This is a genomic window from Embleya sp. NPDC008237, assembly GCF_042956465.1.
Lineage (GTDB): Bacteria > Actinomycetota > Actinomycetes > Streptomycetales > Streptomycetaceae > Embleya.
Genome location: NZ_JBIBGL010000005.1, coordinates 112,686 through 138,788, shown reverse-complemented (window position 1 = coordinate 138,788; position 26,103 = coordinate 112,686). Strand labels below are relative to the sequence as shown.

The window sequence follows — 26,103 nt, the reverse complement described above, 5'->3', positions numbered from 1 at the left end:
TGCCCGCCCCGGACCCACCGCCGCCGGACGCCCCGGGCCACTTCGGATCGGTCGCCGGGATGGCGGGCCCACCCGCGCCCGGGTTCGTCACCGACCCCGGGGCCCGCTCAGACTCCCGGCCCGCTCACGCCCGGGCCCGTCCCGAGCCGGCCCGGGAGGGAACCGATCCCGATGCTCAGGTCCACCAGACGAGTTCGCCGTCGTCGTCCTGCGCCGTGAAACACGTCAGCAGCAGTCGGGCGGCGGGCCGGGCCTGTTCGCTGCCCACCACCGCGTGCGCGAGGTTGCCGTCGATCACGCACAGGTCGCCGGTGGCGACCGGCACCGTCAGATCGCCGTGGTCGGTCAACAACTCCGGCGGATACGGGAAGCCGCTGTAGGTCAGCCCCAGCGCCGCCCGCGAAGCGTCGTCCGGTTCGACGTTCCACAGCCGCAACGCCCCGCTCCCCACAGGCACTTGCGGATAGACGTTGATCGCCATCACCCGGGACAGGCGTTGGATCTCGAAGCCCGCCTGGAGCGGGTCGCGAAGTTGCGCGAGATCGTCGTGCGGCATGAGCTGGTAGGCGCCGGTCTGGTTCCAGCACACCGCCTTCGAGTCGCCCGCGACCCGGCCGTCGTGCACGGCCGGGCGGGCCCCGGCGACCACGCCGTGGGCGACGAGGGCTTCGCGCAGGGCCGCCACCGGGTCGACGGCACCCTCGTACAGGGCCGCCACGGCGTCCGCCGATTTCGCCACGTCGGTCAGGTACTCCGCCGTGCTCTTCTCGATGTGCGAGGCGCCGACGAAGTACCCTTCGACGCCGTCCTGTCCCGCCCCGTAGCGCGGGGTGCGCTGCGGGGAGGCCCAAAAGTTGGCGGTGATCCGCGCGCAGTCCTGCGGCGTGACGAAGCCGGTCACCCGATGCGCGGCCAACTCGCCGCGCAGCACGGCGTGGACGGCGGACACGTCCACGACGCCGGACGTCTCGTGTACGCGGAAGCCCTCGGCGGGCAAGGATCGACCGGTGATCACGACATCCTCCCGAATTCGGCGCCGGGTGCGCCGGATGCACCCGACGCACCGCGCGCACCGGACGCGGACGCACGGTGCAGCAGCGGTCGGCGGCGGTCGAGGAAACCGAGCATGGCCGGGACCGGGCTTATTATCCGCGGTTGGGCCTCGAGCCTGGCCCGGTTGCGCTCGCGTACCTGCGGCATCCTCGACCAGTGCATGCCTGGGCTCAGGTGGTGTTCCTGGTGGTAGCCGTCGTTGAAGGTGAGCAGGTTGTACAGCCGCCCGTAGTGGCTCACCGAATCGGCCGCCCGCTCGCTGGGGTCGGCCCCGTAATGGCGGTAGTAGTTCTGTACGTTCACCATGGTCAGCGCCACGAAGCAGGCCGGCAGGTAGCTCAACAGCACCCACTGCCAGGAGATCACCGCGAGCAGCGCGGGGGTGAGCACATGCGCCGCCCGATCCGCCTGGATCAGCCGTAGTTCGCCGCGTCGTCGGTGTTCCCGACGCGAGGCCAACGAGCGCAGGGTGGTCTCGCCTGCGCCCACCCGCCACAGCCGGACCACGTACGACACTTCCCGTACGCGGTCGATCAACGACTCCAGCGCGCCGCCGAGCGCGTAGCGCGGCAGCGAGGCGTGCTCGCCGTTCCTGCCTCGACGGTAGGTCGACGTGGTGTCGCGGGTGGTGCCGTCCGCGCCCGGGGCGTCGTTGTTGAACCGATGGTGGTTGCGCACGTGGGTGAGCCGGTACGCCTGGACCGACTGGCCGATGTTGGCCGAATTCAGCACGGACACGGCCGCGTTGAGTCGGTCGGAGGTGAACCACGGTACGTGCGTGAACAGATGGGAGACGACGATGATGTTGTACGCCGTCATCAGCGCCAGCGCGGCGGTCCCGCCGGCCTGCGCCGGGACCGAGGCGTCGTCCCAACGCACGGCCAGCAGCACGGTGACGGCGAACTGGCCCACGCTGAGTCCCAGGAGGAGTGCGTCCTTCGGAGTGTTCCGCCAGATCCTCATCGCCGGGTTCCTCACAGGTAGGATTCGAGGGTTCCGCGGCGGCGTACGTCGAGCGTGGCGCAGTGGAACGAGCCGCCGAAGCTGTTGAAGTTCCGGAAGTCGCACGGGATGGGCGTGAAGCCGAACCTGCGCATCGCGGCGATCATCGGCTCGTCCTGGCGCTCCACGATCACCCGTTCCTCGTCCAGCATCAGGATGTTCATGTTGAGCCACTTGCTGGTCATGTAGAGCGGGTGCCCGTCGGGGATGACCGGCTGCGGGGCCGCCATCACGTCCCATCCCTTGAAAAGTTTCGGCACCTCGGGGACGCGCTCCGGGTGGATCAGCAGTTTTCCGGGGGCCATCGGCACCAGGGTGGCGTCGATGTGCATCGGGTGCGCGTCCTTGAACTCCAGGACGTGGATCCGGTATTCGTCGCCCAGATGGCGGCGCAGCCACTCGATGCCGAAGGTGTTGGTGACGTTGCTCGTCTGGGCGATGATGTCCCGGCCGCACCGGGTGAAGTCGGCGGCGTCGAAGGTGGGTTCGAACTCGGTGACCACCAGCCGGGTCGGCCCGTCCGCGCCGGGGTCGGTCCAGTCCTGGTCGTACTGCTCGTCCTTGAGTTCGGGTTTCGGTGCCGCGCTCCACCTGGCCCCGGCGCGGAAGTACTCCTTGAGCAGCGGTCGATAGGCCAGCGTCTCGAAGTAGCGCGAACGCCAGGCCATCGGGCATTCGATGATCTCGTCGCCGACGACCAGCAGGGCGTCTCGGGGCATGGCCGCGTACATGCCGGTGCTGGTCCAGTCCAGGGTGCGGTAGGTCTGCTGCTGTGGGATGGGTTCCGGGCGGCGGACGGTCACCCCCTCGGCTTCGAGGATGTGCACGAACTGTTCCAGTTCCCGGCGGGCGGCCTCGACTTGTTCGGGTGGGAAGGGTCGGCCCGCCCGGCTACGGAAGGTGTCGTGTTGGTCGGCGGGTAGGACCGGCGGCAGGGACATGTGCCACGTGGGGAAACCGGCTCCGTCGACGATGCCGACGATCACCTCCTCCAGCGGGTCCCATTCGGTGTAGGAACCGACGGGATACGCCGAGGTGTCCCGGCGCGGCGGCGGTTCGTTCGGGTTGCCCAGGTCGTCGAGAATCAAGGTCCACTCCTCGTCGGGCGGTTCGGGTGGGTTGCCTCGGGCCGTCGGCGGCACCGACGCGAATGTCCGGGACGCCGTGCCCTGTTGCACACGGTGGTCGCCCCGTCACCGATCCAATGTCACGATCACGGTCCGAGACAAGTCCGCTACGATAAGTTGGCTTGGCGACCGGGGGTTCGCCGTCCGCGCCCCGCCGGTCCGCCGCGTCCGGCCCCTCTCCGCGCCGCTCCGCGGCCCGCTCCCGCCGCCCGCCCCCGACCTGCGCCGATCCGCCACCCAGGGGCGCCGGGAACGGCCGTCGCCCGACGCCGCCGGTCCCGCCGAGCACCGCGCCGAGTCGGTATCCCGGGTGAACCGGCGGCCAAACTGGCCGAATCCAGTCGCCACGACGCGCCGTCGCGGAACCGAACGACGAGGCGGCCCGGGGCCGTTGGCGAGATCCTCGCCGTCGGCGCGGCGTGGAGGTCAGGAACGGCGGGGGGTCACCAGGCCCGACTCGTAGGCCAGCACGACCAGTTGCGCGCGGTCGCGGGCGTGGAGCTTGGTCATGGCCCGGTTGATGTGGGTTTTCGCGGTCATCGGGCTGATCACCATGCGGGCGGCGATGTGGTCGTTGGACAGGCCCTGCGCGACCAGGGCCACCGCCTCGCGTTCGCGGTTGGTCAGTTCGCCCAGCCCGGTCCGGGCGCCGGTGTCGAGGGGCTGGGAGACGTACCTGTTGATCAGCTTGCGGGTGATCGAGGGTGCGAGCAGGGCGTCGCCGCGCGCGGCGACGCGTACGGCGTGCAGGAAGTCCTCCGGCACGATGTCCTTGACGAGGAATCCGGCCGCGCCGGCGCGCAGCGCGTCGAAGACGTATTCGTCCATGCCGTAGTTGGTCAGGATGACGACGTGCACCCGGGCCAGCGCCGGGTCCGCGGCAATGCGCCGGGTCGCCTCGATGCCGTCCACGACCGGCATCCGGATGTCGATCAGCGCGACGTCGGGCAGGTGTTCCCTGGCCAGGGCCAGGCCCTCTTCGCCGTCGGCGGCCTCGGCCACCACCGCGATGTCGTCCTCGAGGTCGAGGAGCGCCCGGAATCCGCTGCGAATGAGCGGCTGGTCGTCGACCAGCAGGACACGGATCACGAGATCTGCTCCACGGGGAGTTCGGCCTGGACGGTGAAGCCGCCCTCGCCGCGCGGTTCCGCGCGCAGCCGGCCGCCGAGGGCGGTGACTCGTTCGCGCATGCCGAGCAGCCCGACGCCGGGCGTCGGGGCGGTGTCCGGCGCGGCCTTGCCGTCGTCGTCGACGCGTATCGTGAGCACGTCCGAGCGGCAGTCGATCCGGACCGACGCCGTGGCGGCGTCCGCGTGGCGGGTGACGTTGGTGAGCGACTCCTGAACGATCCGGTAGACGGTCCGGCCCAACGCGGCCGGCACGTCGTGCCGCGGTCCGTCGATCGTCAAACCCGCGTCCAGGCCGCTCATCCGGAACCGTTCCACCAGTTCCGGGACGTGGTCGAGCCCATGGGGCGGGGTCCGGTCGTCGTCGCGCAGTGCCTCCAGGGTCGCCCGCAGTTCCCGGGTTGCCTCACGGCCGGCCTCCCGGATCGCGAGCAGGGCATCCGATACCGGTTCGCCGCGCTTGCGGGCCAGGTGGACGGCGACTTCGGACTGCACCTTGACGACCGAGATCTGGTGGGTGAGCGAATCGTGCAACTCACGGGCGATGTGCAGCCGCTCCTCGTCGGCACGGCGCCGTGCGGTCTCCTCGCGGGTGCGCTCGGCCTCGTCCGCCCGCCGCTCGGCCTGCCGCAACGCCTCACCCGCGGCGCCCGCGGCGATCAGCCAGGCGATCTCCAGGGCTCCGCGCGCCTGCGCGAACGCCTCGCCCGTGTCGTGCGGGCCCGAAGCCAGGGCCGCGAGTGGGAGCGCGGCCAGCACCGCCACGCTCGCCACCACGGTGACGGTGCGGTGCCCCTCCCGGACGGCCGCGTACACCGCGAACAGGAACGCCACGGCGGGCACGTCGAAACCGGCCGCCTGATACCCCACCGCGCACAGCCCGGTGGCGGCCAGGACGGGAACGGGTGTACGACGGCGCCGGACGAGCGCCAGACCGCCGGCCGCCAGCAGCGCGTGGCCGAGCAGGGCCGGGCTCGTGCCGGAGTGCCCCTCGGACAGGCCGGTGACCAGCAGCGTCGTCGCCACGCCGACGGCGATCGCCCAATCTCTCACCGCGGCCGGGACATCGGGCCAACCTGTGCTCATCCGCGCACCCTAGCCGGTCGTCCACACGGCCGAATCCCGCTCGCGGCCGAGCGTCCGGCTACCACGTGCGCAGTACTTTTCCGGCGCCTGCCGTGGCCGCGGCAGCGCGAAGAGTCCGCGTCCGCCGGACGACCCGAGGCGGCCCCGGCGACATGCTCGGGTGGTCCGGTTCCAGTGAGGAAGAAGGAGCACATCGATGTCCGTGCGCACCGTGCTTGTCGTGGTCGGAGCCGTCCTGATCGGTGGTCTCACGCTTGCCGAACCGGCGGCCGCAGACCCCTCGGTCCATCCGGTCGCCGCGAGTGTCCAGACCCTGAGCGCCGGACGTATCGGGGCCATCGCGGCCGCACTGACGGGCATCCTCGGCGCGGTCAACGGCGGGCTGGCCCTGGCCCGCCCCGCCGCGGGCGGTCACCTCGGTGCCTGGGTCGCCCGGAACGGGGTCGTCACCGCCCTCGTGGCGGGCTCGCTCGCCGTCGTCGTCGGCGCGGTCGTCGCGGCCACTGCCGACGGCGGCCTCGGTAGCGGCAACGGGCTGGGCGGCGCCTACGTCGCCGTACTGGTGGGCCTCCTCGCCGTCGCCCTCGGCTGGGCGGCCCGGCTCCGCTCCCGCCGCACCGGCTGACCGCACCGCGCGCGCCCACCTCCCGCGCCCACCTCCCGCGCGACCGCGGCCGCGGTCGCCCGTCGGCGGGCCGGGCCGCCGGGTGTGCGCCGCCCGTCGCCCGGGGCGCCGATTCGAACGTTCGACCTGGTCAAGTGGCTTGTGCGGCAACGCCCTTGGGTGCGTTCGTCGAGGTCGGGGACGAACTCCCTGGTATGGTCCGCCGAGGGTTTCGCCACGCGATGGAGAGGGTTCATGAAGCTGCTCCCGCTGTTCCTCCGGCGGCCGATCGAAGCGGTGTACGAGCGTCGACTGGCCACCACTCTGGTGGGGCTGCCGCGCCCACAGCACGTCGGGATCATGCTCGACGGCAACCGGCGCTGGGCCCGGCAGGCGGGACACGCGGACGTCCGGGAGGGGTACCGGGCGGGTGGCGCCAAGGCGACCGAGTTCCTGGGCTGGTGCGCGGCCGCGGGGATCGAGCGGGTGACCCTCTTCATGCTCTCCGACGACAACCTCGGCCGCCCCGCGGAAGAACTCGGTCCGCTGATCGAGATCATCGAGGAGACCGTCCGGGACATCACGGCCGAGGGCCGGCCCTGGGAGGTCCAGGTGATCGGCTCGCTCGACATGCTGCCCGGCGCCGGCGCCCGGGTGCTCAAGGAGGCCACCGCCGCGACGGTCGGGCGCGGTGGGCTCAAGGTGGACGTCGCGGTCGGTTACGGCGGCCGGCGGGAGATCGTCGACGCGGTCAAGAGTGCCTTCGAGGCGCACATGGCGGCCGGCGGCGACCCGGCCGAACTGGTCGCGCGGTTCGAGATCGAGGACATCTCCCGGCATCTGTACTCGCCGACCGCCGCCCACACCGACTTCATCATCCGAACCTCCGGCGAGCAGCGGTTGTCCGGCTTCCTGCTCTGGCAGTCCGCGTATGCCGAGATGCACTGGGTGGACTGCTACTGGCCGGCGTTTCGGCACGTGGACTTCCTGCGCGCACTGCGCTCGTACGCGAGCCGCGACCGGCGATTCGGCAAGTGACCGGAGCCGGGGCCGCAGCCGCAGCCGGAACCGGAATCAGGGCCGACGGTCGCCGCACCGGCGCGTGCCGAACCGGGCCTTCGGTGGTCCATCCGGTCGGACCTGCCCGGCCGGGCGTCGAACGGCGCCGTACGGTTCGGCAGGTCCAGCCGCTCGCCCGGGCGTGGCCGTGCACCGGCGCTGCGGCTGTTCCGGACGCCGAACCCCGGGTGCCGGTGCGGGTGCCCGGTGCCGGTCGGGTGCTTTCCGGGATCGGATCGACGGGGGAGCGGCGCCCCCGACGAAGCACTACCGACTCCTCGGCCTCACGCGCAGCACGTTCGCGCTCGCGATCAGGGCGAACGACAGCGCCGTCACCACGCCGAACGAGACCACCAGCGACGTCGCGTGTGCCAACCCGCCGATCAGCGACGGGGCGATCAGGCCCGAGGTGTAGGTGACGGTCGCGACGCCCGCGATGGCCTGGCTCGGATTGGGGCCGCTGCGCGCCGCCGCCGCGAAGGCCAGCGGGACGACGACCGCGACGCCCAGGCCGAGCAGGCCGAACCCTGCCATCGCGAACGCCGGGGCCGGCGCGGTGACCACCAGCAGGCCGCCCGCCGTGGCCAGTACGCCCCCGGCGCGCACCGTGCGGACCGGGCCGAACCGGTCCACGACCGGGTCGCCCGCGAACCGCCCCACCGCCATCGCCAGCGCGAAGGCCGTGGTGGTCGCGGCCGCCAGGCCCGCCGAGGTGTCGAACTCGTCCTTCAGGTAGACCGCCGACCAGTCCAGGCTCGCGCCCTCCCCGAACACCGCGCAGAAGCCGACGAACCCGATCAGCAGCGCCGACTTCGGCGGCAGCGCGAAGTGCGGCGGGGCTTCCTCGTCCGGGTCCGGCGGTACGTCCAGCACGCCGCGCGTGGCCGCCAGACCGAGCAGCAGCAACACGACGGCGGCAGCCGGGTGGTGGAGCCGCGCGTCGAGGTCCAGCTGTGCGGCGAGCGTGCCGACGGCGGAGCCGAACAGCACGCCCACGCTCCACATGCCGTGCAGGCCGGACATGATCGACCGGCCCAGCCGGTTCTCGGTCTCCACGCCGAGCGCGTTCATCGCGACGTCCGGCAACCCGGCCGACGCGCCGAACACGAACAGCGTCACGCACAGCACGACCAGGTTCGGTGCGAGCGACGGCAGCACGAGCGCGAGGGTCCACAGCGACAGCAGGATGCGCAGCGCGAGGCGCGCGCCGAGGCGGTGGTTGATCGCCGCGGCGAGCGGCATCGCGAGCGACGCGCCGATCGCCGGGAACGCCAGCGCGACGCCCAACTGCCCCGGGCCGACGCCCGCGTGGTCCTGGATCCACGGCACGCGGGTGGCGAAGCTGCCGGTCACCGCGCCGTGCACGGCGAACACCGCGGCGATGGCCCGGCGCCCGCGGACGACGTGCGCCCGCTCCGTGAGGGCGTCGGCGGGGCCACCCCCGGGCGGGGAAGCCGAGGCCGCCGCGGGGACCGCCCCGGCCGCCCCGCCGTCCGTCACCGCCGCTCCTTCGTACCGCGGACGCCGTCCACGTCGCGGGCGTGCGCGGCGGCAGGCCCGGTGGCCCGCCATACGTAGGTCCCGCCACCGCCGCGCGGCCCCCGCCTCCGCCGGCCCGCCCGACCGGGCGGATCGAAGGCATCCGCGATGCCGGGCCTCGGGGTGACGGCGGCGACGCCGGTGGCACCGCCGATGCCCATCTCCCGCCCCCGGCCACAGCGGACCGCCTGGATGGCGCCGACGATCCCGGCCGCCTGAATCGCGTCAAAAGACATGAAAATCCCCCGAGTTTCTCGGCATTCTCCGACCTTCTCCCTGACAATAAACTATCAGGAACCCTGCCTGAAAGAAATATCTGCGAGGATCGACCCCATGCCCCCTGCCTCCCCCAGCACCGCCCGGGCCCACAACGACCGGCTCGCCCTCCGGCTTCTCCAGCAGCAGGGCCCGCTGACGGCGGGGCAGCTCAAGACGCTCACCGGACTGTCCCGCCCGACCGTGGCCGACCTCGTGGAGCGACTACAGAGCTCGGGACTCATCCACGACGTCGGCGAGTCCGCGACCGGCCGGCGCGGCCCCAACGCAAGGTTGTACGGGATCGTCGCCGACATGGCGCACCTGGCCGCGCTCGACGTCCGCAGCGAGACCGTGAGCGTCGTGATCGCCGACCTCCTGGGCACCCGCCTCGGCGACGCCGCCGCACCCATCGACGCCGGCGACGGCATACAGGCGGCCGTCGACCAGACCATCGCCCTCGTCGAACGCGCCGCACGCGACGCCGGCGCCACCCGCCTGCACAGCATCGGCATCGGCGCGCCCGGTCTGATCGACCCCACCACCGGCGAACTGCGCCAGGTACCGAGCCTCCCCACCTGGCACCGCAGCCTCGCCGGCGCCCTTCAGGACCGCCTGCACACCATCGTCCGGGTGGAGAACGAGACCAACCTCGCCGCCCTCGCCGAACGCCGCCTCGGCGTCGCCCGCGACCACGAGACGTTCGTGCTCATGTGGCTCGCCAACGGCATCGGCGCCGCCGTCGTCCTGGACGGAAAACTGCGCCGCGGCGCATCCGGAGGCGCGGGCGAGCTTGGCTTCCTGCCGGTCCCCGGCACCAGGAACCTGCCCTCGCGCGACGGCTGCGACGGGGGCTTCCACTCCCTCGTCGGCAAACCCGCCGTGTGCGAACTCGCCGAACGGCACGGGCTCGGCCACCTCGTCCCGGCCGGCGACACCCCGCACGACGCGGCGGTCGAGCCGCTCGGCGCCACCGTCGTCCGTGCCGCCCGGGCCGCCGGGCCCGCGGGCTCCGCCTTCCTGGACGAGTTCGCCGGACGCCTCGCCCTCGGCGTCTGCGCCGTCACCGCGGTGCTCGACCCCGGCTTCGTCGTCCTCGCCGGCGAACTCGGGCACGCCGGCGGTGACGACCTCGCCGAGCGGGTCCAGGCCAAGGTCGCCGAACTCTCCCCGGTCGACACCGTTGTCCGCGCGACCACCCTCGGCGGCTCGGCGGTCCTCCAAGGTGCCCTCTTCGCCGCCCAACAGGCCGCCCAGGACGCGCTGTTCCCCTCCGACAACTGAACCCGGCAGCGCAACGCCCGGCCCGGAAAACGCCGAAGCCCGTCTTCGACCCCCCGCGTCGCGGTGCTCGGCGGGGGATCGGAGACGGGCCGGGAGATGTGCGTTCCGCCGGCGCCCGCGGCGGCGTGCCGGTGGTCGCCGACGAGCGTGGAGTCGACGCCGACCGGCCGCCCGGTCTTCGCCGGGCGGCCGCGCGGGAAGGCGGTCAGCCGTGCGGGAAGGTGGTCTTCGCCGGGCGGACCAGGTCGTCCGCGTAGTTCGCGATCAGGTCCAGGTTGCGGTCGGCCAGGTGGTCGAAGACCTGGGGGACGTTGGAACCCGGGGTCAGCGATGCCAACGCGCGCTCCGGGTCCAGGTGGGCCGAGACCCAGCCCTCGTGCGACGAGCCGCGGGCGACGACCTCGGCGCCCGGGGTGACGATCATCGAGTTGCCGAAATACAGCACTCCGGCCGGGTCGCTGCCGGTGGCGTTGGCGCCGATCACGTAGACGTGGTTGTCGTACGCCCGTGCCCGGCAGGTGAGTTCCCACAGGTCGGCGGAGCGCAGCAGGGCCGACGGGCGGCAGATGACCTCCGCGCCGTGCACCGCCTGGATCCGGCTCAGCTCCGGGTAGTCGCCGTCGAAGCAGATGATCATGCCGATTCGACCGAGGTCGGTCTCCACCACGCTGACGTACTCGCCCGGCGTCACCCACCCGCCGCGCGAGCGCAGTTCGGGCCCGAACGGGTGGGTCTTGCGGTAGACGCCCAGGACCCGGCCGTCCGGCCCGGCCAGCACGGACGAGTTGTACACCACGCCCCGGTCGTCACCGCGCTCGTACGTGCCCCACACCAGGTGCACGCCCAACTCACGGGCCCGCGCCTGGAACGGCTCGGTGAGCGCGCCGGGGACGTCGTCGACCAGATCCCACAGCTCCTCGGCGCCCAGCGCCGGGGTGAAGCCGGTGGTCACGCTCTCCGGCAGCACCACCAACTCGGCACCGGTGGACTCGACGCAGCGGCTCACCCAGTCCAGCGCATGGGCGATGTTCGCCTCGACCACCGCCGCCGTGAGCGGTCCGGGCCGGGGCACGACCTGAACGGCCGCCGCCGTGAACGCACGCATGGCTACTCCTTTCCGAAACGATCGACGACCAACGACCGTCGATCAACGACCGGCACCGACAACCCACACCGACAACCCACACCGACGACAGCGACCAACGGCCGGCGATTCGACGACCGACGGTCAGCGACGCCGGGCGATCACGCCGCCGACGATCGCGCCGAGCAGCGCCACCGCCGCGCCGAACAGGGCGCCCTTCGCGAAGTCGTCGCCGAGCGAGGAGGCCGGGGCCGCATACGTGCCGGCGGCCGGCGCGGCACCCGCGACCGCGGCGCCATCGGCCGTCGCCGGCAAGGGAGTTCCGTTGACCGCCGCAGGCACCGGCGTCAGCGGCGTCTGCCCGGTCAGGATCTTGTCGACCGACTTGAAGAACTCACCCGCCGTCTTCTTGGCGACACCCGTCAGCATGCGCTGTCCGACCCCGCCGATGACCCCGCCCACCACGGCCTCGGCGTCGTACTCCAGTCGGGTCCGGCCGCCGTCGATGTCCGCCAGGGTCACCTTGACCTCGGCGCTGACCGTGCCCGGGCCGCCCGAGCCGGACGCCTTGAGCATGAACGAGCCCGGCGGGACCTGGTCGGTGAGCTGCACGTTGCCCAGGTAGGTGCCCTTGATCGAGGCGACACCCATCGTCACCGTCATCCGATACGCGTCCGGGCCGGTCTCCTCCAGCTTCTCGCAGCCGGGGATGGTGCGGGTCAGTACGGCCGGGTCGTTCAGCGCCGCCCAGACCTTGTCGGCCGGCGCGTTCAGGATGGCGTTTCCTTGGACCTTCATGGTGCGACGTGCTCCTTAACGGTGGGTGCCGGCGGCATGGTCGGCGCCCCGGCGCAGCGCCGGGATCTCGCCGGCGGCGAACCGCTTGCGCAGGTGGAAGAGTTCGGACGGCTGGATCGGCATCCGCACGATCGGGAAGCCCTCGGCGTCCTCGATCGCGGAGGCGAACACGGCCGCGGCGGGGATCACGCCCGCCTCGCCGGCGCCCTTGATGCCGAGCGGGTTGAGCGGGGAGGGGGTCTCCAGGTGGTCGATCTCGATCCTGGGAATCTCGCTGGCGTACGGCATCAGGAAGTCCATGAACGAGGCGTTGACCAACTGGCCGTGCTCGTCGTACTCCATGCGCTCGTACAGCGCGCCGCCGACGCCCTGCGCGACGCCGCCGTGCACCTGGCCCTCGACGATCATCGGGTTGATCAGGTGTCCGCAGTCGTGCACGACGCAGTAGCGCAGGATGCGGATCTCGGCGGTGTCGGGATCGGTCTCCACGATCACCGCGTGCATCCCGTTGGCGAAGGTGGCGGTCGGCGGCGAGTAGTAGTCGCGGCCCTCCAGGCCGGGTTCGTCGTCCTCGGCGACCGGCGGCTTGGAGAAGTCGGCGGCGCCGGTGAGCTGGGTGGCCGCCTGGGAGGCCTCGTCGAAGGCGTAGCGCAGCGGGTTGGACAACACCGCGACCGTGCCGAGCGCGACCGAGGAGCCGGGGCTGCCCTTGACCCGCACGTGACCGTCGACGATCTCCAGGTCGCGCGGGTCGGCCTCCAGAGCCTCGCCGGCGATCCGCAGCGCCTTGGCCTTGACGTTGCGTGCGGCCAGGGCGATGGCGTTGCCGCTCATCACCGCCGCCCGTGAGGCGAACGTGCCGACGGCGTACGGGAATCGGCGGGTGTCGCCGGTGGTCACCGTGACGTCTTCGAGCGGTACGCCCAATTCGTCGGCGACGATCTGCGCGAACACCGTCTGGTGGCCCTGGCCCTGGCTGGTCAGGCCGGTGGCGACGTTGACCTTGCCGGTGGTCTCGATCTGGACGTGGCCGCCCTCGTACGGGCCCACGCCGGTGCCCTCGACGTAGCACGCGACGCCGATGCCGACCCGGCGGCCCTCGGCGCGTGCCTGGGCCCGGTAGGCCTCGAACTCGTCCCAGCCGACCAGCTTCTTGAGCGCCTCCAGCGAGGCGGGGAAGTCGCCCGAGTCGTAGATCAGCGGGCGGCCGTCCTGGAAGAGCAGGCCGTGGTCGTACGGCATTTCCTCGGGCCTGATGAAGTTGACGGCGCGCACCTCGGTGCGATCCTTGCCCAGATGGTCCGCGATCGCGTCCATCGCGCGTTCCATCGCGAACACGCCCTGCGGGCGGCCGGCGCCGCGGTAGGGGGTGACTATCACCGTGTTGGTGTAGAGGCTGCGGAAGTCCACCCGGTAGGCACCGGGCTTGTACGGGCCGAGCAACTGGGTGGAGGTGATGATCGGGACGATGATCCCGTACGGCGTGTAGGCGCCGTTGTCGTGCAGGATCTCCACGTCCAGGCCCAGCAGTCGGCCGTCGTCGTCGAAGCCGACCCGCACGGTCTGCAACTGGCCGCGCTCGTGGGCGGCGGAGATGAAGTGCTCGCGGCGGTCCTCGGTCCACTTGACCTCGTGGTCGAGCATCCGGGCCGCCCACGGGATCAGGATCTCCTCGGGCCACGGGTGCACGATCTTGACGCCGAAGCCGCCGCCGACGTCGGGGGTCACGCACTCGACCCGGTCCAGCGGCAGGTCCAGCTTGGCGGCGACGGCCGCGCGCACACCGGTGGAGGTCTGCGTGGAGGTGTACACGCGCAGGCTCGCGTCGGCCGCGTCCCAGCGGGCGTAGACGCCGCGGCCCTCCATCGGCATGCACGCGCTGCGCTCGATGTCGAGCTTCAGCTCCAGCCGGTTCGGCGCGGCGGCGATCGCCGCGGGCGCGTCGCCGACCTCCTGGACCAGGTGCGCTGCGCAGTTGCCGGGGACGTCGTCGTGGACGAGGCGGTCGGCGCGGTACGCGTTCTCGATGCCGACCACCGGCGGCAGCGGTTCGTACTCGACGGTGATCCGCTCGCAGGCGTCCTCGGCCAGGTAGCGGTCCCGGGCGACGACCATCACGACGGCCTCGCCGACGTGGTTGACGAACTCCTTGGCCAGCGGGTAGGCGGTACGGCCGTGGGTGAGCGCGGGGTGCGGGATGAGCAGCGGGAGCGGTTCGGCGACCCGGCCGGACAGATCCTCGTAGGTGTAGATCGCGACCAGGCCGTCGACGTCGAGCGCGCCGGTGACGTCGATTCCGGTGACCCGGGCCCGGGCGTGCGGGCTGCGTACGAACGCGGCCTCGTAGGCACCCTCGCCCAGGTCGTCGAGGTAGCGGCCGTTGCCGACCAGCAGGCGCAGGTCCTCGGTGCGTTGTACGGGTGCGCCGAACATCTTGGTGGTCATCGGGCGTCCCCTTCGGCCTGCTCGCCGGCCGGCACGTCGGTCCGCGTGTCGGACTGCTCGGCCCGGCGTTCGTTGGTGATCTCGGCGGCGCGCAGCACCGACTTCACGATGTTCTGGTATCCGGTACAACGACACAGGTTGCCGGAGATGGCCTCGCGGGCCTCCTCCTCGGTGGGCGTCGGGTTCTCCTCCAGGAACGCGGAGACCACGGTCAGGAAGCCGGGTGTGCAGAATCCGCACTGGAGGCCGTGGCACTCGCGGAAGGCCTGCTGCACGGGGTGCATGGTGCCGTCGGCGTCGGCCAGTCCCTCGACCGTGGTGATCTCGTGGCCCTGCGCGCTGACGGCGAACATCAGGCAGCCGCGCATCGGTTTGCCGTCGACTTGGATCGTGCACGCGCCGCACACGCCGTGCTCGCAGCCCACATGCGTGCCGGTCAGCCCCAGATCGTGGCGCAGGCAGTCGGAGAGCAGGCGGCGCGGGGTGACGGTGGCGGTGCGCAGGACGCCGTTCACGCTCAGCCGGATGTCGAGGCGTTGCTCGGTGGGGATCTGCGTCTCGGTCATCGGGCGCTCCGCTCGTCGGTGCCGGTGCTGCTCGGTGCGGTGGGGTTCGGGTCGGTCGACGCCGCGCGTTCGGTGGCGGTGCGCAGGGCGCGGACGGTGAGTACGCCGGCCAGCTGGGCGCGGTACTCGGCGGTGGCGTGAATGTCCGGTTCGGGCTCCAGGCTGGAGGACGCGAGTGTCGCGGCGTCGGTCCAGTCGGCGGTGTCCGCGGTGCGGCCGATCAGCGCGTCGGTCAGGTCGAGCACGAGCGGGACGGGGGAAAGCGAGAGGTAGGCGGCGCGGGCCGAGAGGATGCGCAGATCGTCGTCGACGGTGACCGCCGCCGCCACGCCGCACATCGCGTAGTCGCCGTGCCGGCGGGCGATCTCCACGAACTCGGTGCCGGTGCGACCGGGCAGGCGCGGGAAGTGGGCGGCGACGGCCAGTTCACCGGCCTCGATGCACGACTCCAGCGGGCCGAGGAAGAAGTCCTCGGCGGCGACGGTGCGGGTCGCGCCCTTGCGGGCCAGCGTCATCGAGCCGCCGAGCAGGGCCAGTACGGCGGTCATCTCGCCGGAGGGGTCGGCGTGCGCGAGGCTGCCCACCGTGGTGCCGCGGTTGCGGATCACCGGGTGGGCGACCAGGCGCAGGCCCTGGCGCAGCAGGGGCACGACCGCGTGCGCGGCCTCGTCCGCCTCGACCTCGGCGTGCCGGGCGAGCGCGCCCACCGCGACGCCGCCGGGGTCGGTGCGGACGTAGGAGAGTTCGGCGAGCCCGTTGATGTCGACCAGGTGGGCCGGGGCCGCGAGTCTCATGTTGAGCATCGGGATCAGACTCTGGCCGCCGGCGAGGACCTTTCCGTCGTGCCCGACCGCGTCGAGTGCGTCGAGGGCCTCGGCGAGATCGGTCGGTGCGTGATATCGGAATGCCGGCGGCTTCACGGTGTCGTCTCCTCCTGATGTTCGCGTGCGGTGGTGCGCGTCGGGTGGGTCGGCCGTCAGCTCGGCGGCGACGTCTTCGTCGACGGAGCGGCGGTGGAGCCGGCCGACGACCGGTCCGCGGGCCGGTGTTCCTCCACGGTGCCCAGGGACAGCGCGGTGCCGCCCTCGAGTTCGACGTCGGCGGGGGACTTCGGGTCGCGCATGTGTGCGGGGGCCAGGGCGTGCAGGACGTGGTAGATCACCAGGGTGACTATCGTGCCCAGCGCGATGCCCTCGATGGTGAAGTCGTCGTTGAACTTGATCGCGACGCCGCCGATGCCGATCACGACGCCGGCCGCGACCGGGACCAGGTTGATCGGGTTGGCGAAGTCGACCCTGTTCTCGATCCAGATCTTGGCGCCGAGCAGGCCGATCATGCCGTAGAGCACGACGGTGATCCCGCCGAGCACGCCGCCGGGGGTGGCCGCGATCAGTGCGCCGAATTTGGGACACAGGCCGAACAGCACGGCGACGACGGCGGCCACGTAGTAGGCGGCGGTGGAGTAGACCCGGGTGGCGGCCATGACGCCGATGTTCTCGGCGTAGGTGGTGGTGGGCGAGCCGCCGACCGCGCTGGCCATCATGGTGCCCAGGCCGTCCGCGGTGATCGCCTTGCCCAGGCTGCCGTCCAGGTCGGCGCCGGTCATCTCGGAGACGGCCTTGACGTGGCCGGCGTTCTCCGCGATCAGCGCGATCACGGCGGGCAGCGCGACCAGGATCGCCGAGGTTTTGAAGTCCGGGGCGTGCGTGGAGGGCAGCCCGAACCAGTCGGCGGAGGTGACGCCGGAGAAGTCGACCCGGTCGTGCGCGAATTCCTTGCCGTCGTGCTGACCGGGCTGGACCGAGGTGATCTGCCCGAAGCCCTTGTCGAACAGCCACGACATCGCGTAGCCGAAGACCAGGCCGAGGAAGATCGCGATCCGGGACCAGAAGCCGCGCAACAGCACGGTCATCGCGATCACGGCGGTCATCGTCAGGATGGCGATCCACTGGTCCTGCGGCCAGTACACCTCGGCGACCACGGGCGCCAGGTTGAAGCCGATCAACAGCACCACGGCGCCGGTGACCACCGGCGGCAGCGCCTTGTTGACGAGTTCGGCGCCGAGTAGATGGATCAGCACACCGGCGAGCGCGAGCACGGCGCCGGCGACCAGGATCGATCCGGTCACCGTCGCGCTGGATCCGCCGGAGGCGCGGATGGTGGCGACCGCGCCGACGAACGCCGCGCTGGTGCCCAGGTAGCTGGGGATCTTGCCCTGCACGATGAGCAGGAAGACCACCGTGGCCAGACCCGACATCATGATCGCCAGGTTCGGGTCCAGACCCATGACCACCGGGAATACGAATGTCGCGCCGAACATCGCGACGATGTGCTGTGCGCCCAGACCGATGGTCCGACCCCACGAGAGCCGTTCGTCGGGGCGTACGACCTCACCCGGAGGTGGGGTACTGCCGTCCCCGTAGAGCTTCCATCCCAAGCCGAGTGCCATGTTCAGCCGCCTTCCAGGCGTAGGGGGGTGCGAGGACGATTCGCTGTCGCACGACCCGGCACGGTGAGCGCGATCCGGTGATGTTCGCCGTTCTCGCCACGAGGTTGGGGGAAGGTTATGGACGGGTCGGACACTGCGGCTTGGGTGATAGCTGACAGAGCCGGCCAGGCGGTGTTGTGGAATTCACCCAAGGTTTGTTGCCTTCGTGTGTCCGCGTATGGATGAACAACCACGGGTCTCTCCGTACGTGCGCGTTACGCTACAGCCCGCGCATGCGGCGCACCTGGAGCGCCAGCATGATGTTGAGCCGCAGATGCGAATCGGTGGTGAAGGCGCCGAGCAGCCGTTCCAGTTTGCCGATCCGGTAGCGCAGCGTGTTGTAGTGGAAATGCAGGATGCGGGCCGTCTCGGCCACGTTGAGATTGGTGTCGAGCAGCACCTCCAGGGTGGTGCGCAGATCGGTGGTCTCCTCGTCCTCGCGACTCGCGAGTTCCCCGAGCGTCTCGCGCATGAAACTGGTCAGTTCGGCGGAGTCGGGGACCAGGCTGAGCAGGCGGTACACGCCCAGGCTGTCGAAGTCGGCGATGCCGCCCGGGCCGTGCATCTGCCGGCCGACCTTGGCCGCGCGGCGGGCCTGTTCGTAGGCCTCGGGCAGCAGTGCCGGGTCGGTGACCACGCGGCTGACGCCGGTGGAGAACGAGCGGCGTCCGCCGCCGCCGTCGCCGGAGACCTGGGCGACCATGTGCCGGACCAATTCGCCGGGCGGGGTGCGCTCGGAGGCCCCCATCACCACCACGACCTCCTGGCTGTAACCGACCACGGCCGCACGCGGATCGCGTTCGCGCACGACGATGCCCCACGCGGTGGCGAAGCGTTCGTGTGCGGGCCGCAGGTCGTCGCTCTCCGGGTCGGGGCCCTCGCCGGGTTCGAGCTGCGCGACCACCACGGTCAACGGACGGTCGATCGCCCAGCCCAGCGACGCGCAGTGTCGAACGGTGTGCGCCGGGTCGCCGGCCCGGCCGGCCAACAGGTCGCGCATGAAGTCGCCCTGGTACTTGCTCTCCACCGCGGCGACCGCGAGTTCCTTGGTGATCACCAGCGCCGCGGTGGCGGCGGCGCGTTCCAACACCTGGATGTCGCTCTCGTCGAGCGTGCGTCCGGCGGAGATCAGTACGACCCGGCCGTGGTCGAGGGCGCCGGCCAGGATCGGCACCAGGGCCACCCCGGCGGCCGGTTCCTCCAGGGCCCGCGCACCGTGCTTGAAGCGCTCGACCCGGAACCGGCCGGTGGCGTCGAACACGCCGCGCCCGGACGCCTTGCCCGCGACGGTCTCCGAGGCGGAGGAGGCCAGCAGCCGACCGTCGGGCGTGGTGACCATGACGGTGCCGCCGAGCAGCCGGCTGAGCTCGTCGGTGATCGCCTCCAGGCCGCCGCCCGCGAGCACCACGCTCACCAGCGCGCGGTGCGCCTCCTCGGAGCGGGCCAGCACCGCGGCCTGCCGGTTGAGGATGTCGGTGAGCACCTGGTTGAGGATGTCGTCGAAGGCGACATCGTCGGGCAGCCGGATGATCGGCAGGCCCACCCGGTCGGCGGCGTCCAGCATGTCGGCGGGCAACTCGTCCAGGTAGCGGCCCAACTTGATGCCCACCGCGGCGAGCCGGCGCGATTCCAGCTCGGTGACCAGGTCGCACAACGACTGCGGGGTCTCGCGCAGCGGATAGCCGGTGGTCAGCAGGAGTTCGTGCGGCTTGGTCCAGGGCAGGATGTCCGGGACCTCCATCACGTTGAGCCGCTGCACGACGCGGTCCAATCCGCGCTCGCCGGCCATCAGCCGGGCGCCGGACAGGCTGGAGAGGCTCAGCACGTCGCGGACCGACACGCCGCGAACGAGCGTGCCCGTACTCGCGGTTCGCACGCCCCCGGGGCTCCCGCCAGGGCTTGGCAAATTACGCGAATTAAGTGCGTCAAGGTTGGCAACTTGCTCCATTCGAGGACCATAGCCATTGGATTACGTTCACAACAGACATAGAGCCGGTCCGATTCAAGTCGTTTCGGAAGAGCGGCCGCACCGCCGCTCACCCGACCCGGGGGCCTCGACCACACCGCGTTCACCATCGGCGCGCACCGCTTCGTTCCGTATCGCCTCGGTTCCGCACCGCTTCGATTCCGCCGCTTCGATTCCGCACCGTTCCCGGGAGGCACCATCGTGGTAGACCCGGGAGAACACGGCGATCCATTGCCGACGGCGACGCCGAGGGCTGTGCCGGGCTCGGCGTCGGTGCGCATCCGCGCCGCACTGGAGCGGCCGGCGCGGCCCGCCCGGGTGCTCGGCGTCTTCCCGGCCGCGATCTACCTGGCCGATCCGGACGGCACCGTGCTCGCGCTGTGCACCCACGACGCGGTCCGGCTGCCCAACGCCCTCGTCCTCGCCGCCCGCACCGCGGCCTCCCCCTTCCCCGCACTGGCCGGCCGCACCGACGCCCGCATCGGCGACGGAGGGGTGCGCCTGGGCGCGCTGGGCGTGACCGCGGTCCGCTGGTGGACCCCGCCGCGCCCGCCCGCACCGGGCGATACCGACACCCGCCGGGCCGGCCGCGCCGCGCTGCGCGACGCACTGTCGCCGGTACGCACCGGCCTGTCCGACCGGGCCCGAACCGACCTGGCCGACCTGGGCCGGTACGCGGCGACCGACCCCGAGCGGGCCGCCGCCGCCGCGCTGCGCCTGGTCGGCCTGGGCCCGGGCCTGACCCCCAGCGGCGACGACGCGCTGTGCGGCTTCCTGCTCGCGCGGCGCCTGCTGGACCCCGAACCCACCGGCGCCCGGCACGCGGACGCCCTCGGGGCGCGCGTCGCGGCGCACGCCCCCGGCCGCACCACCGACCTGTCCGCCGCCCTGCTCGGCCACGCCGCCCGCGGCGACGGCTGCGCACAACTGGTCGACCTGATCGGCGCGGTCGGCCGCGGCACCGACGTACTTCCTCGCCTGCACCACCTGCTGACGGTGGGACACACCTCCGGCGCGGACCTCGCCCACGGCGTCCTGGCCGGGGCCGAGGCGGCCGACGCAGGCGCCGTACCAGCCGTGGCCGCAGCCCCGATCGGGCTCGGCGACGGAACCGAACTCCCGTACCCCGAAGGAAGGAGCGCCCGTGAGCAGCGCGCTTGAGCTGCGCCGCGGAACATACCGAGACTCGGTCAGCCTGATGCAGGTGAGCCGATCGGTATCCGCGGTGGACGGGGTGACCAAGGCGCTCGTCGCCATGGCGACGGAACTCAACGTCGGCCTCTTGGCGGGCATGGGCTTCGACACCCCCGACGGCGCCGGACCCAACGACCTGATCGTGGCGATCCGGGCCGACGACGAGGACGCGCTGCGGCGCGCCCGCGAGGTGCTCGAAGAGGCCCTCGTGTCGTCCACCGGCGGCGGCACCGGGATCGGCTCCGCCGCCGGTGTCCCGCCGCGCACGATCCGCACCGCCGCGGGCGCCGTGCCCGGCGCGAGTCTGGCGCTGATCTCGGTGCCCGGGCCACACGCGTTCGCCGAGGCGATGGACGCCCTCGAAGCCGACCTGGACGTGCTGATCTTCAGCGACAACGTGCCCGTCGACCAGGAGATCCGACTCAAGGACGTCGGCCGCGAACGCGGACTCCTGGTGATGGGCCCCGACTGCGGCACCGCGCTGGTCGGCGGCGTCGGCCTCGGCTTCGCCAACTCGGTGCGCCCGGGTCCGATCGGCATCGTGGCCGCCTCCGGCACCGGCTCGCAGGAACTGATGTGCCTGCTGCACGCGGCCGGCAGCGGCGTCAGCCACTGCCTGGGCGTGGGCGGACGCGACCTGAGCGAGGCGGTCGGCGCCCGCTCGACCCGCCAGGCGCTGGCAATGCTGGACGCCGACCCGGCCACCGAACTGATCGTGGTGGTCTCCAAGCCGCCCGCCGACTCGGTCGCGGCCGAGGTCGAGCGCTACGCCGCGACGCTGACCACCCCGGTGCAACTGGCCTTCCTCGGTCAGGGCCGCGACGACCTGACCGCCGCCGCGACCAAGGCACTGGCCGCGATCGGCCACGCCGGCGTCCAGGACCGGGTCTGGCGACCCGAGCACGCGGCCCCCGCCCGCACCGGCGCGCTGCGCGGGCTGTTCTGCGGCGGCACGCTGTGCGACGAGGCGATGATCATCGCCGCCGACCGGCTCGGGCCGATCGCGTCCAACATCCCGCTGCGGGCCGACTGGGCGCTGCCCGCGGACCTGCACACCGCCGGACACCTGATGATCGACTTCGGCGACGACGGGCTGACCGCGGGCCGACCGCACCCGATGATCGACCCGAGCCTGCGCCTGGAGCGACTCGCCGAGGAACTGGCCGACCCGGCCTGCGCCGTCGTGCTCCTGGACGTCGTACTCGGCCACGGCGCACACCCGGACCCGGCCGCCGACCTGGCCGAGGTGCTGCGCGCGGCCGGCCCGAACGCGCCCACCGTACTGATCTCGCTGTGCGGCACCGACCTGGACCCGCAGGACCTGGAGGCCCAGGCCCGCACGCTGACCGCCGCCGGCGCCGAGGTCCACCTGTCCAATGCCGAGGCCGCCCGGCGCGCCGTGGCGATCGTAGAAGGGCTCGACGCGTGAGTGCTCCCAACCCCCGAGGCAGCGCGCTGCTGACCCGCGACCCGTCGGTGGTGACCGTCGGCGCCGAACTGCTCGCCGACGCGCTGGCCGCCCAGGCCGTACCGGTGACCGCCGTCGACTGGCGTCCGCCGCTGCCCGGCACCGCCGACGCGCTGGCCACGGTGCTCGCCGACGCGCGCCGCGAGGCGGCCAACAAGGTCGCGATCGAGCGGGTCCTGGCGTCCACGCCGCACCTGGTGGACGTCAAGCCCGCGAGCGAGGCACTGGGCCTGACGGCCGGCCAGTTCCGGCACGCCGGACCGCCGATCGACTGGGCCCGCGCGTCGGGTCCGATGCGCGGCGCGCTGATCGGCGCGGTGCTCTTCGAGGGCCTGGCCGACTCGCCCGAGGCGGCGGAGAAGTTCCTCGCCGAGGGCCACGCCGAGCTGGACTCGTGCCATCACCACCACGCGGTGGGGCCGATGGCGGGCGTGGTCAGCCCCTCGATGTGGATGTTCGAGCTGGAGGACACCACCCACGGCACCCGCGCGTGGTGCTCGCTCAACGAGGGCCTGGGCAAGGTGCTGCGCTACGGCGCGTACGGGACCGAGGTGATCGACCGGCTGCGCTGGATGTCGGCGGTGCTGGGCCCGCTGCTGCGCACCGCGGTGCGTGCGGGCGAACCGATCGACATCCGGGCGATCATCGCGCAGATGTTGCAGATGGGCGACGAGGGCCACAACCGCAACCGTGCGGGCACCCTGATGCTGCTGCGCGAACTGCTGCCGAACATGATCGACAGCGGCGCGCCGACCTCGGACATCGCCGAGGCCGCCCGCTTCGTCGGCGGCAACGACCACTTCTTCCTGAACCTGGACATGCCCGCCTGCAAGCTGGCGATGGACGCCGGCCGCGACGTGCCCGGCTCCTCGCTCGTGGTGGCGATGGCCCGCAACGGCACCGACTTCGGCATCCAGGTCTCGGGCACCGGCGACCGCTGGTACACCGGCCCCGCCGAGGTCCCGGACGGCCTGTACCTGGGCGCCTACGGCCCGGACGACGCCAACCCGGACATCGGCGACTCGGCGATCACCGAGACCGCCGGCATCGGCGGCTTCGCGATGGCCGCGGCGCCGGCGATCGTGCGGTTCATCGGCGGCGAGGTGGACGACGCGCTGGCCGCGACCCGGCGGATGTACGAGATCACCCTCGCGGAGAACCCGGCCTACCAGATCCCGGTGCTCGACTTCCGCGGCACACCGACCGGGATCGACGTGACCAAGGTGGTCCGGACCGGCATCCTGCCGCAGATCAACACCGGCATCGCCGGCAAGGTCGCGGGCACCGGCCAGGTCGGCGCGGGCCTGGTCACCCCGCCGGCGGACTGCTTCGTCGCCGCGATCGAGGCACTGGCCGAGGCGGCCCCGCCGATCGGCTGAGGCAACGACGAAAGGAGCCCGCCACGCGATTCGCGCGGCGGGCTCCTTCGTGCGTGGCGCTCCGCTTCGGGTGTGGTGTTCGGCCCGAGGCGCCCAGTGGTGGGCCCGAGGTGCTCGGTCGTGTGGTGCCCGGCTTGAGGTGCTCGGTCGTGCGGTGCCCGCCCTGCCCGATCGGGTGGGTGCCGGCCTTCGTTGCTCGGCCGCGTGGTGCTCGTCCACGTGGTGCCCGGGCGGTGTTCCTCGGCCGTGTGTGCCCGGCCCGGCCGCCCGGCCTGCCGTGCCGCGCCCTCGTGGGCTCAGCGGTGGATGCGGCCGTCGGTGAGCGACAGCGGGCGCGCGGAGCCGCCGTGCCGGGCCTGGATGATCTCGGCCAGTACCGCGATCGCGGTCTCCTGCGGTGTGCGCGCACCCAGGTCCAGGCCGATCGGGGAGTGCAGCAGCGTCAGCTCGGCCTCGGTCACGCCCGCCTCGCGCAGCCGGACCAGCCGGTCGGCGTGCGCGCGTCGACTGCCCATCGCGCCGACGTAGGCGACCGGCAGCCGCAGTGCCCGGACCAGCACCGGCACGTCGAACTTGGGATCGTGGGTGAGCACGCACACCGCCGTACGCCCGTCCACCCGGGTGCCCGCGAGATAGCGGTCGGGCCAGTCCACCACCAGCTCGTCGACGTCCGGAAAACGCTCCGCCGTCGCGAACACCGGGCGCGCGTCGCACACGGTCACCCGGAATCCGGCCAACGCGCCCATCCGGGCCATCGCCACCGCGTAGTCGTTGGAGCCGAACACCAGCAGGCGCGGGCGCGGCACGTACGAGCGTACGAAGACGATCTCGTCCTGCCGCACGCCCAGCGCCTCGACCGGGACCAGCGCCTCGCCGTCGGCGCGGACCAGCGTGGTCCGGTCGGCCGCGAGCAGCTCGCGCAGCGCGAGCACGACCGGGCCGCTCTCCTCGTCGCCGGCGGCCTCCCGGTCCGCGCCGACCACCACCCGGGTGCCGAGCCGATCCGCGTCGGGCGTGGCGACCACGGTGGCGACCGCGAGCGATCGACCCTCGCGCAGCGCGGCGATCAGCTCGGGAAACTCCGGATACCGCTCCGGGTCGACCGGCTCGACGTACACCTCCAGCGTGCCGCCGCAGGTCAGACCCACCATCAGCGCGTCGTCGTCGCTGATGCCGTAGGCCGCGGTGCGCGGCCGGCCCTGCGCGATGACCTCCAGTGCCAGCTCGTACACCGCGCCCTCGACGCACCCGCCCGACACGCTGCCCAGCGCCACACCGTCGGCGGACACCGCCATCACCGCGCCCGCGTCGCGCGGGGCGCTGCGCAGCGTGGACACCACCGTGGCCAGCGCGAAGGTGCGCCCGTCCCGATACCACGTCTCCAGTCGGTCGAGCAGTTCACGCATCGTCGTTCACCCGGTCCGTCGCTCGTCGACCAGCAGTGCACACAATTCCTCCAGCGCCGCCAGGCTGTGCCCGGCGACAAAGTCGTCAACGTACGGCAGAGCCGCGGCCATACCGCCCGCAAGGGGTTGATACCCCTCCCGGGCCCGGTGCGGATTCACCCAGATCACCCGATGGGCGAGCCGATGCAGCCGGGCCATGCCCACCGCGAGCCGGTCCGGGTCGCCGCGCTCCCACCCGTCGGAGGCGATCACCACCACCGCGCCGCGGGCCACACCGCGCCGACCCCAGCCCGCCAGGAACGCGTGCAGCTGATCGCCGAGCCGGGTGCCCCCGCTGAAGTCGGGCACCACGGCGGACGCGGCGGTCAGCGCCCGATCCGGGTCGGCGTGGCCCAGCTCGCGGCTGATCCGGGTCAGCCGGGTACCGATGGTGAACACCTCGGTACCGCGGCGCCGACGAACCGCGGCATGGCCCAGCCGCAGCAGCGCGTCCGCGTACGGCGCCATCGAGCCGCTGACGTCGAGCAGCAGCACCAGCCGGCGCGGCCGCACGACCCGCTCGGTGTGCCGCAGCCGGTCCACCTCGCCGGTTCGCAGCGCCGCGCGCACCGTGCGGGTGCGGTCGATCCGGCCGTGTCGGGCCGGCCGCCGACGCCGGGTGCGGCGCATCGGCGCGGCCGGGCGCAGCAGCGCGAGCAGGCGGCGCAGTTCGGCGCGCCCGGCCGGATCCAGCGCGGCGATGTCGCGCCGGCGCAGGACCTCGGTGCGGTCGGCCGCGGCGACCCGGGGTTCATGCTCGGATGCGCCGGACTCCGGGGCCTGCTCGGTGCCCGGCAGGCCGACCGCGCGCTCGATGTCCACCGCGGGCCTGCGGCGGCCCGGCGGCGGTTGTTCGCAGCCGAAGTACGCGGTGAACGCGGCGTCGTAGCGGGCCAGTTCCTGCGGGCCCGAGCACAGCGCGAGCCGGCCCGCCCAGTACGTGCCCGCTCGCCCGTCGGCGCCCAGCTCGGCCGCGGCGGCCAGGAAGACCTGCACCCGCCCGGGGTCGGCCGCGACGCCGGCGGCCCGGACGGTGCGGGCGAAGGCGACCAGGGTCTCCACCCCGTCGCGGCGCGTCGGCGCGGCCGCGGCGGCACGCACCGTGGCGGCGTCGAGCGGGCGGGGCCCGGCCAT

General features: G+C 72.6%; 22 protein-coding genes. 6 read left to right on the top strand and 16 right to left on the bottom strand.

Going from position 1 to position 26,103, the window contains the following annotated elements; all coding sequences use genetic code 11:
• Window positions 1-175 precede the first annotated feature (175 nt).
• From ACFZBU_RS14465 to ACFZBU_RS14445, 5 genes are all read right to left on the bottom strand, one after another.
• Window positions 176-1,015, bottom strand: coding sequence for a hypothetical protein (locus ACFZBU_RS14465; protein WP_391583871.1), 840 nt, complete (start codon window positions 1,013-1,015; stop codon window positions 176-178).
• Window positions 1,012-2,016, bottom strand: a complete 1,005-nt coding sequence (locus ACFZBU_RS14460; RefSeq protein WP_391583870.1) for a fatty acid desaturase family protein — start codon at window positions 2,014-2,016, stop codon at window positions 1,012-1,014. The genes ACFZBU_RS14465 and ACFZBU_RS14460 overlap by 4 nt, the downstream gene beginning before the upstream one ends.
• Before the next feature lie 11 nt (window positions 2,017-2,027).
• Window positions 2,028-3,143, bottom strand: coding sequence for an amidinotransferase (locus tag ACFZBU_RS14455; RefSeq protein ID WP_391583869.1), 1,116 nt, complete (start codon window positions 3,141-3,143; stop codon window positions 2,028-2,030).
• Window positions 3,144-3,608: 465 nt separating this feature from the next.
• Window positions 3,609-4,271: a response regulator gene (locus tag ACFZBU_RS14450; RefSeq protein WP_391583868.1), complete on the bottom strand. Its 663-nt coding sequence runs from the start codon at window positions 4,269-4,271 to the stop codon at window positions 3,609-3,611.
• A complete protein-coding gene (locus tag ACFZBU_RS14445) occupies window positions 4,268-5,395 on the bottom strand; it encodes a sensor histidine kinase (protein WP_391583867.1) in 1,128 nt (375 codons plus the stop codon). Before ACFZBU_RS14445 ends, ACFZBU_RS14450 begins: the two co-directional genes overlap by 4 nt.
• 196 nt (window positions 5,396-5,591) lie before the next feature.
• Here ACFZBU_RS14445 and ACFZBU_RS14440 point away from each other — a divergent pair, with 196 nt between their 5' ends.
• Both ACFZBU_RS14440 and ACFZBU_RS14435 read left to right on the top strand, forming a co-directional pair.
• On the top strand, window positions 5,592-6,020 hold the full coding sequence (locus ACFZBU_RS14440; RefSeq protein WP_391583866.1) for a DUF6223 family protein: 429 nt from the start codon (window positions 5,592-5,594) through the stop codon (window positions 6,018-6,020).
• A 234-nt stretch (window positions 6,021-6,254) separates the two neighbouring features.
• Window positions 6,255-7,037, top strand: coding sequence for an isoprenyl transferase (locus ACFZBU_RS14435; protein WP_391583865.1), 783 nt, complete (start codon window positions 6,255-6,257; stop codon window positions 7,035-7,037).
• A 288-nt stretch (window positions 7,038-7,325) separates the two neighbouring features.
• Here the strand turns inward: ACFZBU_RS14435 and ACFZBU_RS14430 are convergent, their stop codons facing one another.
• Complete coding sequence (locus ACFZBU_RS14430; protein WP_391583864.1) at window positions 7,326-8,558, bottom strand: MFS transporter; 1,233 nt, start codon at window positions 8,556-8,558, stop codon at window positions 7,326-7,328.
• Window positions 8,555-8,833 carry a hypothetical protein gene (locus ACFZBU_RS14425; protein ID WP_391583863.1) on the bottom strand — a complete coding sequence of 93 codons (279 nt, stop codon included), beginning with the start codon at window positions 8,831-8,833 and terminating at the stop codon, window positions 8,555-8,557. The genes ACFZBU_RS14430 and ACFZBU_RS14425 overlap by 4 nt, the downstream gene beginning before the upstream one ends.
• 97 nt (window positions 8,834-8,930) lie before the next feature.
• Here ACFZBU_RS14425 and ACFZBU_RS14420 point away from each other — a divergent pair, with 97 nt between their 5' ends.
• On the top strand, window positions 8,931-10,136 hold the full coding sequence (locus tag ACFZBU_RS14420; protein WP_391583862.1) for an ROK family transcriptional regulator: 1,206 nt from the start codon (window positions 8,931-8,933) through the stop codon (window positions 10,134-10,136).
• 205 nt (window positions 10,137-10,341) lie between these two features.
• Here the strand turns inward: ACFZBU_RS14420 and ACFZBU_RS14415 are convergent, their stop codons facing one another.
• The 7 genes from ACFZBU_RS14415 to ACFZBU_RS14385 form a co-directional block, all read right to left on the bottom strand.
• Window positions 10,342-11,241 carry a carbon-nitrogen hydrolase family protein gene (locus ACFZBU_RS14415; protein ID WP_391583861.1) on the bottom strand — a complete coding sequence of 300 codons (900 nt, stop codon included), beginning with the start codon at window positions 11,239-11,241 and terminating at the stop codon, window positions 10,342-10,344.
• Between the two features lie 123 nt (window positions 11,242-11,364).
• Window positions 11,365-12,018 carry a carbon monoxide dehydrogenase subunit G gene (locus tag ACFZBU_RS14410; RefSeq protein WP_391583860.1) on the bottom strand — a complete coding sequence of 218 codons (654 nt, stop codon included), beginning with the start codon at window positions 12,016-12,018 and terminating at the stop codon, window positions 11,365-11,367.
• Window positions 12,019-12,033: 15 nt separating this feature from the next.
• On the bottom strand, window positions 12,034-14,463 hold the full coding sequence (gene cutA / locus ACFZBU_RS14405) for an aerobic carbon-monoxide dehydrogenase large subunit (RefSeq protein WP_391583859.1): 2,430 nt from the start codon (window positions 14,461-14,463) through the stop codon (window positions 12,034-12,036).
• Window positions 14,460-15,029, bottom strand: a complete 570-nt coding sequence (locus ACFZBU_RS14400) for a (2Fe-2S)-binding protein (RefSeq protein WP_391583858.1) — start codon at window positions 15,027-15,029, stop codon at window positions 14,460-14,462. Before ACFZBU_RS14400 ends, cutA begins: the two co-directional genes overlap by 4 nt.
• Window positions 15,026-15,949 carry an FAD binding domain-containing protein gene (locus ACFZBU_RS14395; RefSeq protein WP_391583857.1) on the bottom strand — a complete coding sequence of 308 codons (924 nt, stop codon included), beginning with the start codon at window positions 15,947-15,949 and terminating at the stop codon, window positions 15,026-15,028. The genes ACFZBU_RS14400 and ACFZBU_RS14395 overlap by 4 nt, the downstream gene beginning before the upstream one ends.
• 56 nt (window positions 15,950-16,005) lie before the next feature.
• Complete coding sequence (locus tag ACFZBU_RS14390) at window positions 16,006-17,478, bottom strand: uracil-xanthine permease family protein (RefSeq protein ID WP_391583856.1); 1,473 nt, start codon at window positions 17,476-17,478, stop codon at window positions 16,006-16,008.
• Window positions 17,479-17,737: 259 nt separating this feature from the next.
• Window positions 17,738-19,393 carry a PucR family transcriptional regulator gene (locus ACFZBU_RS14385; RefSeq protein ID WP_391583855.1) on the bottom strand — a complete coding sequence of 552 codons (1,656 nt, stop codon included), beginning with the start codon at window positions 19,391-19,393 and terminating at the stop codon, window positions 17,738-17,740.
• A 345-nt stretch (window positions 19,394-19,738) separates the two neighbouring features.
• On the opposite strand from ACFZBU_RS14385, the gene ACFZBU_RS14380 reads away from it, so the two are divergent.
• The 3 genes from ACFZBU_RS14380 to ACFZBU_RS14370 are packed head-to-tail and all read left to right on the top strand — an operon-like array spanning window position 19,739 to window position 23,524.
• Window positions 19,739-20,644, top strand: coding sequence for a DUF2877 domain-containing protein (locus ACFZBU_RS14380; protein ID WP_391583854.1), 906 nt, complete (start codon window positions 19,739-19,741; stop codon window positions 20,642-20,644).
• A 37-nt stretch (window positions 20,645-20,681) separates the two neighbouring features.
• Window positions 20,682-22,106: an FdrA family protein gene (locus ACFZBU_RS14375; RefSeq protein ID WP_391583853.1), complete on the top strand. Its 1,425-nt coding sequence runs from the start codon at window positions 20,682-20,684 to the stop codon at window positions 22,104-22,106.
• Window positions 22,103-23,524: a DUF1116 domain-containing protein gene (locus tag ACFZBU_RS14370; protein ID WP_391583852.1), complete on the top strand. Its 1,422-nt coding sequence runs from the start codon at window positions 22,103-22,105 to the stop codon at window positions 23,522-23,524. The genes ACFZBU_RS14375 and ACFZBU_RS14370 overlap by 4 nt, the downstream gene beginning before the upstream one ends.
• Before the next feature lie 296 nt (window positions 23,525-23,820).
• Here ACFZBU_RS14370 and ACFZBU_RS14365 read toward each other — a convergent pair whose 3' ends face one another.
• Window positions 23,821-24,930, bottom strand: coding sequence for an XdhC family protein (locus ACFZBU_RS14365; RefSeq protein WP_391583851.1), 1,110 nt, complete (start codon window positions 24,928-24,930; stop codon window positions 23,821-23,823).
• Window positions 24,931-24,936: 6 nt separating this feature from the next.
• Window positions 24,937-26,103, bottom strand: a complete 1,167-nt coding sequence (locus tag ACFZBU_RS14360; protein ID WP_391583850.1) for a VWA domain-containing protein — start codon at window positions 26,101-26,103, stop codon at window positions 24,937-24,939.

What these genes read in the sequence shown, in the direction of transcription:
- ACFZBU_RS14415 (WP_391583861.1), bottom strand. Translation starts at nt 11,241, where the DNA reads ATGCGTGCGTTCACGGCGGCGGCCGTTCAGGTCGTGCCCCGGCCCGGA.
- ACFZBU_RS14420 (WP_391583862.1), top strand. Translation starts at nt 8,931, where the DNA reads ATGCCCCCTGCCTCCCCCAGCACCGCCCGGGCCCACAACGACCGGCTC.
- ACFZBU_RS14440 (WP_391583866.1), top strand. Translation starts at nt 5,592, where the DNA reads ATGTCCGTGCGCACCGTGCTTGTCGTGGTCGGAGCCGTCCTGATCGGT.
- cutA (WP_391583859.1), bottom strand. Translation starts at nt 14,463, where the DNA reads ATGACCACCAAGATGTTCGGCGCACCCGTACAACGCACCGAGGACCTG.
- ACFZBU_RS14390 (WP_391583856.1), bottom strand. Translation starts at nt 17,478, where the DNA reads ATGGCACTCGGCTTGGGATGGAAGCTCTACGGGGACGGCAGTACCCCA.
- ACFZBU_RS14425 (WP_391583863.1), bottom strand. Translation starts at nt 8,833, where the DNA reads ATGTCTTTTGACGCGATTCAGGCGGCCGGGATCGTCGGCGCCATCCAG.
- ACFZBU_RS14360 (WP_391583850.1), bottom strand. Translation starts at nt 26,103, where the DNA reads ATGGCCGGGCCCCGCCCGCTCGACGCCGCCACGGTGCGTGCCGCCGCG.
- ACFZBU_RS14435 (WP_391583865.1), top strand. Translation starts at nt 6,255, where the DNA reads ATGAAGCTGCTCCCGCTGTTCCTCCGGCGGCCGATCGAAGCGGTGTAC.
- ACFZBU_RS14400 (WP_391583858.1), bottom strand. Translation starts at nt 15,029, where the DNA reads ATGACCGAGACGCAGATCCCCACCGAGCAACGCCTCGACATCCGGCTG.
- ACFZBU_RS14410 (WP_391583860.1), bottom strand. Translation starts at nt 12,018, where the DNA reads ATGAAGGTCCAAGGAAACGCCATCCTGAACGCGCCGGCCGACAAGGTC.
- ACFZBU_RS14365 (WP_391583851.1), bottom strand. Translation starts at nt 24,930, where the DNA reads ATGCGTGAACTGCTCGACCGACTGGAGACGTGGTATCGGGACGGGCGC.
- ACFZBU_RS14460 (WP_391583870.1), bottom strand. Translation starts at nt 2,016, where the DNA reads ATGAGGATCTGGCGGAACACTCCGAAGGACGCACTCCTCCTGGGACTC.
- ACFZBU_RS14375 (WP_391583853.1), top strand. Translation starts at nt 20,682, where the DNA reads ATGCAGGTGAGCCGATCGGTATCCGCGGTGGACGGGGTGACCAAGGCG.
- ACFZBU_RS14445 (WP_391583867.1), bottom strand. Translation starts at nt 5,395, where the DNA reads ATGAGCACAGGTTGGCCCGATGTCCCGGCCGCGGTGAGAGATTGGGCG.